At 48.7% G+C, this 16133-nt stretch carries 15 protein-coding genes and 1 other RNA gene; 7 read left to right on the top strand and 9 right to left on the bottom strand.

Annotation, left to right across the window (positions count from 1 at the left end; genetic code table 11):
* Positions 1-79 precede the first annotated feature (79 nt).
* Both EDI29_RS01070 and EDI29_RS01075 read right to left on the bottom strand, forming a co-directional pair.
* Complete coding sequence (locus tag EDI29_RS01070; RefSeq protein WP_137739372.1) at positions 80-1156, bottom strand: PLP-dependent cysteine synthase family protein; 1077 nt, start codon at positions 1154-1156, stop codon at positions 80-82.
* 155 nt (positions 1157-1311) lie between these two features.
* Positions 1312-1758 carry a hypothetical protein gene (locus EDI29_RS01075; RefSeq protein ID WP_241664873.1) on the bottom strand — a complete coding sequence of 149 codons (447 nt, stop codon included), beginning with the start codon at positions 1756-1758 and terminating at the stop codon, positions 1312-1314.
* Positions 1759-2023: 265 nt separating this feature from the next.
* Between EDI29_RS01075 and EDI29_RS01080 the strand changes: the two genes are divergently transcribed.
* The 5 genes from EDI29_RS01080 (at position 2024) to amtB (ending at position 8124) form a co-directional block, all read left to right on the top strand.
* Positions 2024-2485 carry an Lrp/AsnC family transcriptional regulator gene (locus EDI29_RS01080; RefSeq protein ID WP_137739373.1) on the top strand — a complete coding sequence of 154 codons (462 nt, stop codon included), beginning with the start codon at positions 2024-2026 and terminating at the stop codon, positions 2483-2485.
* A gap of 77 nt (positions 2486-2562) precedes the next feature.
* Positions 2563-4332: a SmdA family multidrug ABC transporter permease/ATP-binding protein gene (locus tag EDI29_RS01085; RefSeq protein WP_137739374.1), complete on the top strand. Its 1770-nt coding sequence runs from the start codon at positions 2563-2565 to the stop codon at positions 4330-4332.
* A complete protein-coding gene (locus EDI29_RS01090; RefSeq protein WP_137739375.1) occupies positions 4325-6100 on the top strand; it encodes a SmdB family multidrug efflux ABC transporter permease/ATP-binding protein in 1776 nt (591 codons plus the stop codon). The genes EDI29_RS01085 and EDI29_RS01090 overlap by 8 nt, the downstream gene beginning before the upstream one ends.
* A gap of 359 nt (positions 6101-6459) precedes the next feature.
* Complete coding sequence (glnK, locus tag EDI29_RS01095; RefSeq protein ID WP_002208627.1) at positions 6460-6798, top strand: P-II family nitrogen regulator; 339 nt, start codon at positions 6460-6462, stop codon at positions 6796-6798.
* A gap of 39 nt (positions 6799-6837) precedes the next feature.
* Entirely contained in the window at positions 6838-8124 is a 1287-nt protein-coding gene (gene amtB / locus EDI29_RS01100) for an ammonium transporter AmtB (protein ID WP_165800659.1), read from the top strand.
* Between the two features lie 83 nt (positions 8125-8207).
* Here the strand turns inward: amtB and tesB are convergent, their stop codons facing one another.
* Complete coding sequence (gene tesB, locus EDI29_RS01105; protein ID WP_137739376.1) at positions 8208-9071, bottom strand: acyl-CoA thioesterase II; 864 nt, start codon at positions 9069-9071, stop codon at positions 8208-8210.
* Between the two features lie 212 nt (positions 9072-9283).
* Between tesB and EDI29_RS01110 the strand changes: the two genes are divergently transcribed.
* The gene (locus tag EDI29_RS01110; RefSeq protein ID WP_137739377.1) at positions 9284-9868 is read left to right on the top strand and encodes a YbaY family lipoprotein; all 585 of its coding nucleotides are present in this window, start codon (positions 9284-9286) and stop codon (positions 9866-9868) included.
* Positions 9869-9887: 19 nt separating this feature from the next.
* On the opposite strand, the gene EDI29_RS01115 is transcribed toward EDI29_RS01110, so the two are convergent.
* Positions 9888-10208, bottom strand: a complete 321-nt coding sequence (locus tag EDI29_RS01115; protein ID WP_137739378.1) for an MGMT family protein — start codon at positions 10206-10208, stop codon at positions 9888-9890.
* A gap of 174 nt (positions 10209-10382) precedes the next feature.
* Here EDI29_RS01115 and ffs point away from each other — a divergent pair.
* Positions 10383-10479: signal recognition particle sRNA small type (gene ffs / locus EDI29_RS01120), an RNA gene on the top strand.
* A gap of 657 nt (positions 10480-11136) precedes the next feature.
* Here the strand turns inward: ffs and EDI29_RS01125 are convergent.
* From EDI29_RS01125 to EDI29_RS01145, 5 genes are all read right to left on the bottom strand, one after another.
* Positions 11137-11340, bottom strand: a complete 204-nt coding sequence (locus EDI29_RS01125; RefSeq protein WP_005976087.1) for an HHA domain-containing protein — start codon at positions 11338-11340, stop codon at positions 11137-11139.
* Positions 11341-11393: 53 nt separating this feature from the next.
* Complete coding sequence (gene tomB / locus EDI29_RS01130) at positions 11394-11762, bottom strand: Hha toxicity modulator TomB (protein WP_005976089.1); 369 nt, start codon at positions 11760-11762, stop codon at positions 11394-11396.
* Between the two features lie 596 nt (positions 11763-12358).
* Positions 12359-12502: a type B 50S ribosomal protein L36 gene (gene ykgO, locus EDI29_RS01135; protein WP_005976091.1), complete on the bottom strand. Its 144-nt coding sequence runs from the start codon at positions 12500-12502 to the stop codon at positions 12359-12361.
* Positions 12503-12519: 17 nt separating this feature from the next.
* Entirely contained in the window at positions 12520-12768 is a 249-nt protein-coding gene (locus EDI29_RS01140; RefSeq protein WP_137739379.1) for a type B 50S ribosomal protein L31, read from the bottom strand.
* 228 nt (positions 12769-12996) lie between these two features.
* Positions 12997-16125, bottom strand: coding sequence for an efflux RND transporter permease subunit (locus EDI29_RS01145; protein ID WP_137739380.1), 3129 nt, complete (start codon positions 16123-16125; stop codon positions 12997-12999).
* Between the last annotated feature and the right edge of the window lie 8 nt (positions 16126-16133).

The following is a 16133-nucleotide window of genomic DNA, read 5'->3' on the forward strand; positions in this document are numbered from 1 at the left end:
CGCTATGTTACCTGAAAACCCTGTTACCTGAAAAATGGCCTGTATTCAGCGCTGCGGCTGCGTGCCGAATACACAGACCTCACGCCGGGCTGGGTTCAGGCAGCAGATGAGATATCTCTGGGTTGTTCAGGGCATTGAGGTACGGGCTAATGTCGCCGATATTCTTTTCTACCCAACTGCTGTTGTAGTAGGTATCCAGATAGCGTTCGCCGCTGTCGCATAGCAAGGTCACAATTGCGCCTTTTTGACCACGGCTAACCATCTCTTTCGCCAGTTTCAGCATACCCCAGACGTTGGTGCCGGTAGAGGCTCCCGCTTTGCGGCCTAATACGCTTTCCAGCCAGTATAGTGTTGCGATGCTGGCTGCGTCCGGTACTTTAATCATGCTATCAATCACGCCTGGAATGAAAGAAGGCTCGGCTCGCGGGCGGCCGATACCTTCTATTCGACTACCGCAGGGGCCGATGAGGGAACGATCCCGTTTCTGGTAGCAGTCGTAGAAGACGGAGTTTTCTGGATCGACAACGACCAATTGCGTATTTAACCCCTGATAACGAATGTAGCGTCCGAGTGTTGCCGACGTGCCGCCAGTTCCTGCGCTCATCACGATGTAGTCCGGTACGGGATGCGGTTCACGTGCCATTTGTCGATAAATGCTGTCAGCGATATTGTTATTGCCACGCCAGTCAGTGGCGCGTTCTGCATAGGTGAACTGATCCATATAATGGCCGTTCATCTCTTGCGCTAACTGTTCAGATGCCGCATAAATTTGTCCCGCCTGTTCAACAAAATGGCAGCGTCCACCATAGAAAGCGATTTGCTCAATTTTTCTTTTTGCTGTGCAGGAGGGCATGACGGCGATAAACGGTAGGCCGAGCAAGCGTGCAAAATACGCTTCTGACACGGCAGTGCTACCAGATGACGCTTCGATAATTGGTGTGCCTTCTTTAATCCAACCGTTGCACAGCCCGTAGAGAAACAAAGAGCGAGCCAGACGGTGCTTCAAGCTGCCGCTGGGGTGGGTGCTTTCATCTTTGAGGTAAAAATAGATACCGGGATAATCCGGCAGGGTCAGACGGATGAGATGCGTATCAGCCGAACGCTGAAAATCTGCTTCGATAGCGCTGATGGCATTTTTAACCCAGGTATTGGTCATGATGAAAACTCGGTTAGATAACTATGCGAATAGATTAACGAGTTTTCAGGATAAAAAAATTATCTTTTTATCTCTTCATGACCGATTTTATAGAAAAATTAACCCCTTTAATTCATTTTTGTAGTTTTCCTTTCTATTGAAATACGATGGCATCGTTACCCAAAAATCATAGCAATCGCGGCGGCTATGGCTACGAGAGCCATTAAAGTAAATGCCATATTGATGGCACTGATAATGAAAGGGAATGCGATGACGGCGATGCCGAGCATTGCTGCGCTTATGCAAGGTCTGGCAGATTCACGGCGAGCGAAGCCGAAAACGGCGAAAATAATCGCGAGACAGCCTAATGCTGATGTTGCAGCAATAACGAGTCGTCGTTCATTAAAGGGGGATTCGGGCTGTTGTGTCGGGGGGGCTTTCCCCATCAGCCTGTTTAGGGTTGTATCTCGGATAGAAACAATTTTCTCTGCGATTTGTTCTTCAATGGTGACTTCGGGCGTTGATGGCCCTGCCCAAAAGTAGGAAACGGCAATAAGCAGTGCCAATGCACCAAGTACCATCCCAATCGTGCTGAATTTACTCTTTTTATCTGTTGTCATCATTTCGCCACTCCTGATTGGCATAAAATACGCTGTTGGTCGATATCGCCACAAATCGTAGAACTCAACCAGCCTGTTTATCGTATCACTCTCTGTAAAAGGTAATGAATTCCCATATTATACAGTTCATTATGTTTTTTCATTATCGAGTGGTGATGTGGCTTTCTGATGTCGTCAGTGAGTGTTGAAGCCAATTTGGGGCGGAAAGAACATTGCTTTTCTCTCTCAATCGCGGAAAGTAGAGAAAAATTTTCTATGGAGTGGCCCTATGTTGGATAAAATTGATCGCATATTGCTGAATATGCTGCAACAGGATTGCACGCTCTCGTTACAGACGCTGGCCGATGCGGTCAATTTGACATCCACACCGTGCTGGAAACGTCTGAAGCGTTTGGAAGAAGAGGGGATCATCAGAGCGCGAGTGGCGCTACTGGATAATGAACGTCTGGGCTTAGGGTTGACGGCGTTTGTCTTATTGAAAACGCAACAACACAATCGGGACTGGTATCAGACCTTTACTCGTGTGGTGTCCGACATGCCGGAGGTACTGGCTTTCTATCGTATGGCTGGCGAATACGATTACCTGATGCAGGTTCAGGTCGCTGATATGAAAAGCTATGATGATTTCTATAAGCGGTTAGTGAATGGCATTCCCGGGCTAGTCGATGTAACATCTAGCTTTGCTATGGAACGAATCAAGCATACCACGGCATTGCCCTTATCCCTGTGATTCATCGTATATCCGTCTTTTAATAATCACTTTTCTGAGTCTGTCATGACCCGTCTGACTATTGGAACGAAAACCGCGTGAGACTGTTTGCTCAACTAAGTTGGTATTTTCGCCGTGAATGGCGTCGCTATCTGGGCGCTGTCGCACTACTCATTGCGATTGCTATTTTGCAATTACTGCCCCCAAAACTGGTTGGCGTGATTGTCGATGGTGTGACGCAACATGGCATGTCGATGGCTGAAATGATGCAGTGGATTGGCGTGATGCTAGTGACCGCCGTCATGGTCTATCTGCTGCGCTATGTGTGGCGTGTATTCCTGTTTGGGGCCTCATACCAGTTGGCGGTCGAGTTACGAGAAGATTTTTACCGCCAGTTAAGCCGCCAGCATCCTGCATTTTATCAACGCCACCGTACTGGCGATCTGATGGCGCGCGCGACTAACGATGTCGATCGCGTGGTATTTGCTGCTGGCGAAGGTGTGTTGACTCTGGTCGATTCGATGGTGATGGGCTGTGCTGTGCTGGTGGTCATGTGTACGCAGATTAGTTGGGAGCTCACGTTGCTGGCGCTGCTCCCGATGCCCATCATGGCACTTTTCATTAAACGTTATGGCACCCAACTGCATAACCGTTTTAAATCCGCACAGGCGGCATTTTCTTCGCTTAACGATCAGGCGCAGGAAAGTTTGACCAGTATTCGGATGATTAAAGCCTTTGGATTGGAAAACTATCAATCTGCACGTTTCGCGCAGGTTGCCGCGGATGCTGGCGCTAAAAATATGCACGTTGCCCGAGTCGATGCCCGCTTCGATCCCACGATTTATATTGCCGTCGGACTGTCGAATTTGCTGGCGATTGGCGGCGGCAGTTGGATGGTGATCAATGGTTCGCTGACATTAGGCTTGTTGACCAGTTTTGTCATGTATCTGGGATTGATGATATGGCCGATGCTGGCGCTGGCCTGGATGTTTAATATTGTTGAGCGCGGCAGTGCGGCATATGGCCGTATTCGACAGCTACTCGCGGAAGACGCTGTGGTGAAAGACGGTGAGGAATCATTGCCTGCCGATCGGGGCGTGTTGGCAGTGAATATCTCCGCGTTTCGCTATCCCGATAATCCCCGCGATGCTTTAAAAAATATTCAATTTACCTTGGCTCCGGGCAATATGTTGGGGTTATGCGGGCCGACAGGCTCGGGGAAAAGTACGCTGCTAGCCCTGATCTTGCGTCATTTCGATAGCCAATCGGGAGAGATTCGTTATCACGATCGTCCATTGAATGCCATTCGGTTGGATGAGCTCAGGAGCCGTTTTGCCGTTGTCGGACAAATGCCTTTTTTGTTCTCGGATTCGGTGGCACAAAATATTGCACTGGGTCGCCCAAATGCCACGCAGCAGGAGATTGAACAGGCGGCACAGCTTGCGAGTGTGCATGATGATATTTTACGTTTGCCCCAGGGTTACCAGACAGAAGTTGGTGAGCGCGGCGTGATGCTCTCTGGCGGCCAAAAACAGCGGATCGCGATCGCACGAGCGCTACTACTGGATGCTGAGATTTTGGTGCTGGACGATGCGCTGTCTGCGGTTGATGGGCGAACGGAGCACCAGATTTTGCAGAATCTCAAAACATGGGGCGAAAAGCGGACGCTGATCATCAGTGCACACCGCCTGTCAGCCCTAACCGAGGCGAATGAAATTGTGGTGCTGCAACAGGGGCAAACCGTGCAGCGTGGCACGCACCGAGCGCTGGCGGCAGAACCTGGCTGGTATCGGGATATGTATCGTTATCAACAGTTGGAGGCGGCGCTGGATGATGTGCCGCAGTTGGAAGGATCGAAAAATGAATAGCCCCCAACAGTTTTGGCCAACCCTGAAACGTTTGCTGGCCTATGGTTCCCCCTGGCGAAAACCGCTGATGTTCGGTGTCCTGATGCTGTGGGTTGCGGCTATTGCTGAAGTCTCTGGCCCCATATTGGTGAGCTATTTCATTGATAATTTGGTGGCTAAAGGCCACTTTCCGTTGGCAATTGCAGCTGGCTTGGCAATGGCCTATATCCTGCTGCAAATTTTGGCGGCTTCTCTGCACTATTTTCAGACGTTGTTGTTTAACCGGGTCGCGGTTGGTGTCGTGCAGCAACTGCGTATTGATGTCATGGATGCTGCATTGCGCCAACCGCTGAGCACATTTGATACGCAACCTGTCGGGCAGTTGATTTCACGCGTCACCAATGACACCGAAGTCGTGAAAGATTTGTACGTCATGGTGGTGTCAACCGTATTACGCAGTGCGGCGCTGGTTGGTGCGATGCTGGTGGCGATGTTCAGTCTGAACTGGCAGATGGCGCTGGTTGCGCTGATGATTTTCCCCGCAGTCGCGACGGTTATGGCGCTTTACCACCGCTTTAGTACGCCGATTGTACGCAAGGTGCGAAGCTATCTGGCGGACATTAACGATGGTTTCAACGAAGTCATTAATGGTATGGGCGTCATTCAGCAATTCCGTCAGCAGGCACGCTTTGGGAAGAAGCTAGGCGTAGCCAGCCATGCGCATTACGAAGCGCGGATGAAGGCCTTGCGTCTGGAAGGTTTCCTGCTACGGCCGCTGCTGAGCTTATTTGCCGCGATGGTGCTGTGTGGGTTGTTGATCCAATTCGGTTTTAGCTCGATGGGATCGGTTGGTGTTGGGGTCTTGTATGCCTTTATCAACTACCTTGGCCGTTTGAATGAACCGCTAATTGAACTGACGACCCAGCAATCGATGTTGCAGCAGGCGGTTGTTGCCGGTGAGCGTATCTTTGAGTTGATGGATGGCACAAAGCAGCGCTACGGAAATGACGATCGTCCTTTGGCGTCTGGACGCGTTGATATTAATGATGTCTCTTTCTCATATGGCACAGAAAAACGTGTGCTACAGAATATTTCTCTGACGATACCCGATCGCGGCTTTGTCGCTTTAGTGGGGCATACTGGTAGTGGAAAAAGTACATTAGCCAGCTTACTAATGGGGTATTACGCCGCAGGGGAGGGTGAGATTCGGCTCGATGGCCGGCCGCTATCGACGCTCTCTCATGCGGTTTTGCGCCAAAATGTGGCAATGGTGCAACAGGACCCGGTTGTGCTGGCGGAGTCCATGTTTGTGAATGTAACTCTGGGGCGTGATATCAGCGAAGAAGCCGTTTGGCGGGTGCTGGAAGTGGTGCAGCTCGCTGAATTGGTTCGCGATCTCCCTGAAGGGTTACATACGCGTATTGGTGAGCAGGGGAATAACCTGTCTACTGGACAAAAACAGCTGTTGGCGATTGCAAGGGTGCTGGTGCAAACGCCTAAAATCCTGATTCTTGATGAAGCGACGGCGAATATTGATTCTGGTACGGAGCAAGCGGTGCAAAAGGCGCTGCGTATTATCAGGGAACAGACAACCTTGATTATCATCGCTCATCGACTTTCCACCATTGTGGAGGCCGACACGATTATGGTGCTCCATCATGGACAAACCGTTGAGCGGGGAACACATAAGCAACTGCTGCAACAGCAGGGGCGCTATTACCAAATGTATCAGCTGCAACTGGCCGGAGAGGATCTTGCTAGCACCAGTACCGAGCCTTGTACCGTATAACACCATTATCTGTGATTCCACGTTCTGCACCGCGTCGAGTGGTGCAGAACGACAGTCAGATCATGTCTTCGCACCATCAGTAAGCATCATGATTCAGCTTTTTGCTCGCTCTGCACTGAAAACACTCTTGATGCACTAATTTGGTGCATTTTTTGCCCACATCTTCCCATCTTTCTTTCCTATTGAATTTGATTTTTACCCTTTCCCATCTTTAATCTCGTTATCTTTCCTGATTTATGCCAGATAAATCATTTATGGCACACCGTTTGCTTTAATCATTGCGTAGACCGACTTCATAGAGCGCGTAATCGAACAAGTGGCGGGCGAAAGCCTGAACGTAATGGCTAGGGGGAAGATAAATGAAACTGGTTACTGTGGTGATAAAACCATTCAAGCTGGAAGATGTACGTGAAGCGTTATCTTCTGTCGGCATTCAGGGGCTTACTGTCACTGAGGTGAAAGGATTTGGTCGTCAGAAAGGGCACGCGGAGCTATACCGTGGTGCTGAATACAGCGTTAACTTTTTGCCCAAGGTAAAAATTGATATCGCGATTGCAGACGACCAACTGGACGAAGTCATCGACGTCATCAGCAAAGCCGCGTACACCGGAAAAATTGGTGATGGCAAGATTTTTGTCGCCGAGTTGCAAAGGGTTATCCGTATTCGTACGGGTGAAACTGACGAAGCCGCACTTTAACAACACCTAGCGTAGATACGTAAATAGGGATGGATGAAAATGAAAAAACTACTCTCTTCATTAGGTCTCGGTGTGGCGGCATTACTCCCGACCTGGGCAATGGCTGCAACACCGACGATTGATAAAGCGGATAACGCTTTTATTATGATTTGTACCGCGCTGGTACTCTTTATGACTATACCGGGCATCGCACTGTTTTATGGTGGCCTGATCCGTTCAAAGAACGTTCTGTCTATGATGACGCAGGTGAGCGTAACATTCGCTATGGTCTGTATCCTGTGGGTTGTTTATGGATATAGTTTGGCCTTCAGCGAAGGTAACGCGTTCTTCGGTGGGTTCAGCACCTTTATGCTGAAAGGCATTGGGATTGAGTCTATCAGTGGCACCTTCTATCAGTTTGTGCACGTAGCGTATCAGGCTTCCTTCGCCTGCATCACCGTTGCGCTGATTGTCGGGGCAATTGCTGAGCGTATTCGTTTCTCTGCGGTGCTGATTTTTGTTGCGCTATGGCTGACATTCTCTTATCTGCCAATGACACACATGGTATGGGGCGGTGGTTATCTGGCTGCGGATGGCGCGCTGGATTTCGCTGGCGGTACAGTCGTTCACATCAACGCTGCGGTTGCTGGGTTAGTTGGTGCTTACCTGCTGGGCAAGCGTGCCGGCTTTGGTAAAGAAGCGTTCAAACCGCATAACCTGCCGATGGTCTTTATCGGTACGGCGATTCTGTATATCGGCTGGTTTGGTTTCAATGCCGGTTCTGCGGGCGCGGCGAACGGTATTGCTGCTCTGGCGTTCCTGAACACGGTTGTTGCGACTGCTGCTGCCATTCTGGCATGGGTCGGCGGTGAGTGGTTGGTTCGCGGTAAACCTTCTCTGCTAGGTGCGTGCTCTGGCTGTATCGCGGGTCTGGTGGCCATTACCCCAGCGGCAGGCACGGTAGGTGTGGGTGGCGCATTGATCATCGGTCTGGCTGGTGGTGTTGCTGGTCTGTGGGGCGTAACGGTACTGAAAAGATGGCTGCGTGTGGATGACCCGTGTGATGTGTTCGGTGTTCACGGCGTGTGCGGTATCGTTGGTTGTATCCTGACGGGGGTATTCTCTTCGGCTTCGCTGGGGGGTACTGGCTATGCAGAAGGCGTGACGATGGCGCATCAGGTTTGGGTGCAACTGTTCAGCGTGATTGTTTGTCTGGTGTGGTCTGGCGTAGTGGCATTCGTCGCTTTCAAAGTGGCGGATATGATTGTCGGTCTGCGTGTACCTGAAGAGCAAGAGCGCGAAGGTCTGGACGTCAACAGCCATGGCGAGAGCGCTTACAACCAGTAATTGTGCCTATAACCAGTAAGTGAGATCGACAAACAGGCGTGGGGGAAACTCCACGCCTGTTTTATTTACGGTATATAGTGAATTTACGGCTGGCGGCGACGCATGACGCCTTCCTGCATGCTGGATGCAACCAGCACGCCTTCTCGGGTATAGAATTGCCCGCGCACGAAGCCACGAGCGCCGGATGCGGACGTGCTTTCCACGGTGTATAACAGCCAGTCATCCAGCCGGAAATCACGGTGGAACCACATTGAGTGATCGATCGTGGCAACCTGCATACCCGGTTCCAAAAAGCCGACGCCATGAGGCTGCAAAGCGGTGAGTAAGAAATTGCAGTCAGACGTATAGCCGAGAAGATACTGGTGAATACGCTTATCGTCCGGCAGCGTGCTACTGGCACGACACCAAACGTGTCTTACTGGCTCATCCACTTCTCCCTTCAGGGGATTGTGGAATTTAACTGGGCGCATCTCAATCGGACTAGCTTGAATAAATTTATCGCGAAAGCGGGGCGGCAGAAGGTGCTGCATACTTTGCGCGATTTCTTGTTCGGATTTTAGTGTTTCTGGCGGTGCGACGTCTGGCATCACATTTTGGTGTTCAAACCCTTCCTCATGGCTTTGAAAAGAGGCCGTCATATAAAAAATGGGTCGGCCATTTTGGATAGCGCTAACGCGCCGGGCGCTAAAACTGTTGCCATCGCGTAGGTTTTCAACGTCATAAATGATCGGTTTCTGGCTGTCGCCGGGTAGCAAAAAGTAGCTGTGAAAAGAGTGAATGTTGCGCTCGATAGGAACGGTTTGCTTGGCGGCTGACATCGCCTGCCCCACGACTTGCCCACCAAAGACCTGACGCAGCCCCAAATCATCGCTTTGTCCGCGAAATAGCCCTTCTTCGAGTTTCTCTAAATGCAAGAGGTCGAGAAGGTGTTGTAGTGATTGACTCATGGTATCGGCCTCAATGGATGCGGATGGTTAGTTATCTATTTGTTCTGTAAGGTTTAAAATATCTATTTGTAGCTTTTTACTATAACGAATGTGTGGTTTTTAGGAAAATATCAGAATTTTGCACCATCACTATTATGTTTATTGAATCATACTATTTGTGAGTGCCGGTTTACGATGCCGGTAGTCTGACAATAATAAAGGAGACTGACCGAATGAAATTATGGCATATCTTAGGCGGTATCACGTTATCGATGACTCTGGCCGCATGTGCACAGAGAAGTGATTATGGCGTTTCTCCTCAGACTGGCGCACCTGTTACCTCTGTTTCCTCACCGCGCCCGGCTGTCGCAATGCCTGCGGTAACGGGTACAGTGAATATTCGTCAGCGTATTGCGCTGCCTCATAACGCGGTTTTGACCGTTACGGTGTCTGATGCATCGCTGGCGGATGCGCCTTCAAAAGTGATTACTCAGAGTGTGACGCGTACAGAAGGAAAGCAGTCACCTTTCCAGTTCGAGTTACCGTATAACCCGGCTGATATTCAGCCCAACGCGCGTATCTTGCTCAGCGCGGCAGTTGCGATCGATAATCGCGTCGTCATGGTGACGGAGAACGTCTTACCCGTTATTAGCAATGGGGTGAACCGTGCCGATTTGGTGTTGGTGCCTGTTGCTTCAGTCCCGTTACCCGCGAAAAGTCAGGGAGCGATGATATCCAATCCTGCGAATGAAACCCCTCATATGCTTCAGGGGCAACCGGCTTCATCCTCTATGGTGCCTGCTCAGCCAATCTGGTAATTCATCAGTATACGCGCCGTTATGGCGCGTATTGCCAGCGATACTTAGCAAGATCAACCTTACCCTGACGATTGAAAATAATGCCTTCCGCTTGTAGCGCTGATTTTTGGCGTATGTAATCTCCACCGACGAGTGATATTTCGCCTTTACGGTTGATTACCCTATGCCAGGGGAGTTTGCTGTCTTTCGGCAAACGTTTTAACACACCGCCGACTTGCCTCGATGCTCTGGGTGAGTCGGCAAGTTGCGCGATGTCGCCATAGGTTGCTATTTTTCCATAGGGAATCGCCGCGACAATTTGAAAAACGCGTTGGCGGAAATTATCGTTTTCTTCTGACATCAGCGCATATTCCTGGCTGCTCCTGAATCGATTGGATGCCATAGTGGCACAGCGGGGTGGGTAAGAAAACAACGGTTAGCATGTGTTAGCTTGCAATTGCCTATCTCATCGCCGATAATGCCCACCGCTTTGTGACGAGCAGTAGCATTGTTATAAAGTCGTCAATGGAGGCCCTGTCGGTTCTCCCGCAACACTAACCTGTGGACTCGGTCAGATCCGGAAGGAAGCAGCCGCAGCAGGAGACGTGTGTGCCGGGATGTAGCTGGCAGGGCCTCCACCATTTCTGCTCTTGTATGGATGCTTCATCGTCGAGCAGGCATTCATTCTCTGTCGATAAATTCGACTCGCCGCCATAAATCCACTCTCATACATAATCTTTGAGCCGTCATTCTCGATTCTACAGGCGTCGTTGGTTCAATTCTGCTTTTTCTGGAGGATTCGCGGGGCTCTTTACTTCGCGATTAATAATTGCACCAATTATTACAACCCCTGTTTTCATCACGGGATATACTATTTACGATGATATCAATGCGATTGCTATATTCCCGTTATATACCCGTAATGCTTCAAGTTGCATGTGCGTTGGCTACGTTCACTCACCTGAATCACTTACTTGTGTAAGCTCATCGGGATTCCCTCTCTTGCCGCGTTACGATGCTCCTTGATGAGCATCGCCCTAAAGGGCTAACGCTTCGCGTTATTCAAAACGAACTCGTTTTGTCCTGAAACTCGAATTATTTGGGGATAAATGATAAACGGCAGGAAATAAATAAATGGGGTGAAATAGTATTTCAATTTTTATGTGGGGAATACAATTTGTTACAAGTCTTACTTAATTAATACGTTAAAAAGATAATAAAAACAAAGGCCGATAATATTATCGGCACAGTGTATTTAATGTCAGTTTTTGTATGCACGCCGTTAGAAATTAACGGACGTATCGCCATACTGCGGTCGGAACTTTGTCGTAGAGTTTGTTCATCGTCAGCTCTGCCAGGCGATGATCGGCTGCAGAAAAGAACATCTCCAGCTCATCATTGGAGAGTTCATACTTGTTTTTTTCAATAACGCGTTCGAGAGTGTCTATGGTTGTGCATTTACGCAAACGCATCAAATAATCGATTTTTTTCATAATGGCCTATGCAAACAGTACCTGGTGGTTAAAAAATATAAATAAATTATTGCTTAAGTTTTAGCAGGCGTACAGACGTTCTCCCCTGAGAACATTCCGAATAATTTTGCTTTAGACTTCTGCCAGCGCCGTAGTTCAGCATCATTAATACCATAGTTGCTAAACAAGACGTAAGTATCATCCAAATACTTTTCAACCTGCTCTGAAAGCTCACTTTCGTTAGGGTATTTTATTTTAAATGTGAGAATAAACGTAGCGATATGCTCAATAAGTTCATTTAATTGGAGATTGATCGCAGAGGTTGGATCATTGACCCAGCCATGACTGCTATCGCCTAACGTTGCTATGCTTTCATCACACAGATTCTCACATAAGAATCTGAGTTGGGCAATATCATAATGTTTTGGTGTGTACTCATCCATATCAATCCCTCCGTTAAGCCGTTATTCAGTGTTACTGCGGTTAACACCTGGTAAACAGGTAGACTGATGAAGCCTGCAAGATAAAGACGTTAGCATTGTTTCGTATTGATGTTGTTACAAACAATGTGTTTAGCCATTGTGATTCGTTCAGCATTGAATGAGACAACGGCGATTTTCGAACCTCTCACATATTACTATGTCGTGAAATAGGGTTGGCGTAAATACCAACATATCATGACTTAACCTTAAGTATAGCTATACCATGTTGGCTACGATTAGGTCATTCTATATATGACTATAGCAAAAGCGTTCGTAAAATTCGCGGATAATAGGTAAGGTTTTCACCGCTATTTATTTTGATTAATCCTCAGATTTTTTTGTAACAATGAGCATAGAATAAACTCGTCGGCGGCTTATTTAATTGTTTCTATCTGAAAATATGAGAAAGGGTAGAAGAAATGCGAAGAGATTGTTCGGTAGTACGCTATCGTGATTATTGTTATCTTATTGTTTAATAAGTTTTTTAACGAAAGCACATCCCGTACAGACTTACTCACGTCATAACATCGACTGTATCGGGATGTGGTAGAGAAAGATTAACCTTTTTTCTTTTTTCCGCCCTGCACGGCCTTAAAGCGCGGGTTGGATTTACATATAACGTAAACTCGTCCGCGACGGCGGACCACAATACAATCTTTGTGACGATTTTTTGCTGAACGCAGCGAACTAAGCACCTGCATTTAATAACCCTCTCTGATTACTTGAAGAAGTTCCCAAAGCGCTGCTGGAAGCGCGCTGTGCTGCCTTCTTTGGAATATTCTTTTTGCTTCCCAGTGTAATAGGGATGCGATGCCGAAGAAACATCAATGGTTACGTAAGGGTAGTTGACGCCCTCAAGCTCGATTGTCCGATCGGTTTTAATAGTTGACCCTGTCCTGTAATAGACATCTGCGCTGGTATCGTGAAATACCACTGTACGATAGTCAGGGTGAATTCCTGCCTTCATTATTGCCTCTATTGTTATGTTATAACATATCTATATGTTGCGCTTTTTTATCATCATGATCAACCATTATGTTGCAGTGAGGCGGCAGCATTATCTAAATCATTGTAAATACGAATCGATGAAAAAAAGCATAGTGTGCCGTTTAGTTTGGATTAATCGGGTATAGGGCAGAGAGATAAAAAAGGCCGCTAGGCGGCCTTTTAGAGTAGATATGGGTTGTTTGAAGTATTAGTGGGCTGCTGTATCGTCTGCTTTCTTACTGAAGCGGCGACGAACCACAACAAAGAACACAGGGACGAAGAAGATGGCCAGCACGGTCGCTGTAATCATCCCGCCCATTACGCCAGTACCAACGGCATTTTGTGCACCGGAACCTGCACCGCTACTGATTACCAGAGGCATTACGCCGAGGATAAAGGCCAGCGATGTCATCAGAATTGGACGCAAACGCATACGAACCGCATCCAGCGTTGCTTCTATCAGCCCTTTACCTTCTTTTTCCATCAGATCTTTAGCAAATTCGACGATCAATATGGCGTTCTTTGCGGATAGCCCAATGGTTGTTAGCAGGCCCACCTTAAAGTAAACGTCGTTTTCAAGACCCGTCATATTCGCTGCAATCAATGCACCGACGATCCCTAATGGAACAACCAGCATGACGGAGAACGGTATTGACCAGCTTTCATAAAGCGCAGCCAGACACAGGAATACGACAATCAATGAAATGGCATAGATTGCCGGTGCCTGATTACCAGACAATCGTTCCTGATAAGACATTCCCGTCCATTCGTAACCGATACCTTGCGGTAATTGGGTGACGAATTCTTCCATCAGCGCCATCGCTTCACCAGTACTCTTACCTGGCGCAGCTTCCCCCTGGATCTGCATCGATGGCTGGCCGTTATAACGTTCCAGACGTGGAGAACCGTATTCCCAGTGGCTTTGCGTGAAGGCGGAGAATGGTACCATTTGCCCGTTGCTACCGCGGATGTACCAGTTCTTGATGTCATCCGGCAGCATACGGAAAGGGGCATCGGCCTGAACGTAAACTTTCTTCACACGACCACGGTCGATAAAGTCATTCACGTAGGAGCCACCTAGCGTTGTCGCCAGCGTTGAGTTGATGTCTGACAGTGACACGCCAAGCGCCTGCGCTTTTTCCTGATCGATATCAAGACGGAACTGCGGTGTATCTTCCATCCCATTAGGACGAACTTGCACCAGCGTGTCAGGGCGTTGCGCAGCCATGCCCAGCAATTGGTTACGAGCTTCCGTTAGTTTTGCATGTCCAAGGTTAGCCTGATCGATCAACTGGAAATCGAAGCCGAGCGCAGTACCGAGTTCAATAATTGCAGGGACGTTAACTGCAAAAACGATGGCCTCTTTGTATTGGCTGAACGCTGCGTTTGCCCTACCAGCAATAGCCTGAACTTTATTTTCTTTACCGCTTCGTTCACTCCAGTCATTCAAGCTGGCAAAAGCTAAACCGACGTTTTGCCCACGGCCAGAGAAACCAAATCCTGTTACGGTAAATACAGATTTAACGTTGGCCTTCTCATTTTCGAGATAGTACTGCGTCATTCTGTCCATGATTTTCTGGGTATTTTCCTGCGTCGACCCTGAAGGCAACTGAACCATGTTCAGGAGAACCCCTTGATCTTCGTCTGGCAGGAAAGAGGTTGGCAAACGCAAGAACAACAGTGCCAGACCGACCACAATCAGCAGATAGATGACCAGATAACGACCCGTGCTGCGCAGGATATTTGCCACGCTGTCGGTGTAGTGATGCGTGCTCTTCTCAAACAGTCTGTTGAACCAGCCGAAGAAGCCTTTTTTCTCACCGTGATCGCCTTTGGCGATCGGTTTTAGCAGTGTTGCACAAAGGGCAGGTGTCAAAATCAATGCAACCAGAACTGACAGCACCATCGCAGAAACGATTGTGATGGAGAACTGGCGATAGATTGCCCCTGTGGAGCCACCGGTAAACGCCATCGGGACGAATACGGCGGACAATACCAGCGCAATACCGACCAATGCGCCTTGGATTTGCTCCATGGATCGTTTGGTTGCTTCTTTAGGCGGCAGACCTTCTTCTGCCATGACACGTTCCACGTTTTCCACGACGACGATGGCGTCATCCACCAGAAGCCCGATGGCGAGAACCATCGCGAACATCGTCAAGGTGTTTATGGAATAGCCAAACGCGGAGAGGATAGCAAATGTCCCTAGCAAGACGACTGGCACGGCGATTGTTGGGATCAGCGTGGCACGGAAGTTCTGCAAGAACAGGTACATCACCAGGAAGACCAGTACGATAGCTTCCACCAGCGTTTTCACTACTTCGTTGATGGAGATCTTAACGAACGGCGTTGTATCGTATGGGTAAACCACTTTCATCCCGCTAGGGAAAAAAGGTTCTAATTTAGCAATTTGTTCCTTAACCGCAGAGGCGGTATCCAGGGCATTTGCCCCTGTCGCCAACTGAATACCGATACCAGATGCAGGTTGACCATTGTAGCGTGCAATGACGTCATAGCTTTCAGCACCGAGTTCAACACGGGCAACGTCTTTTAGGCGAACCTGAGAACCGTCAGGATTCACTTTCAACAAAATTTTGGCAAACTCTTCTGCTGAATTGAGCCTGGTCTGCGCAATAATTGAGGCGTTTAGCTGTTGACCGGGAACAGGAGGGGAGCCCCCCAACTGTCCAGCAGCAATCTGATTGTTCTGAACACGGATCGCTGCGGTCACATCACCTGCTGTCAATTGGTAGTTGTTCAGCTTGTTCGGGTCTAGCCAAATACGCATCGCATATTGGGCACCAAACAGCTGCGCATTACCGACACCAGAAGTACGGCTAATTGGCTCGCGAACATTAGCGGCAATGTAGTCAGAAATATCCTGCTGTGCGAGCTTACCGTCTTCACTGATGAAACCGGCAACCATCAAAAAGCTGCTACTGGATTTCTCGACGTTAACGCCTTGCTGCTGTACTTCTTGCGGCAGCAACGGCATCGCCAGTTGCAGTTTGTTTTGCACCTGAACCTGCGCGATATCTGCATTTGTACCCGCTTCAAACGTCAGCGTGATCTGCACAGAACCTGATGAGTCACTATTAGATGACATATACATCAGGTTATCGATGCCGTTCATGTTCTGTTCGATAACCTGCGTAACGGAATCTTGCAGTGTCTTGGCATCGGCACCTGGATAGTTTGCGGTTACATCAATCGTAGGTGGTGCGATCGTCGGATACTGGGCAATAGGTAATTTAACAATTGCCAGCAACCCCGTCAGCATCACCATGATGGCGAGTACCCATGCAAAAATGGGTCGATCTATAAAAAACTTAGCCATGAATTATA

Source organism: Pectobacterium polonicum (genome assembly GCF_005497185.1).
Taxonomy (GTDB): Bacteria; Pseudomonadota; Gammaproteobacteria; order Enterobacterales; family Enterobacteriaceae; genus Pectobacterium; species Pectobacterium polonicum.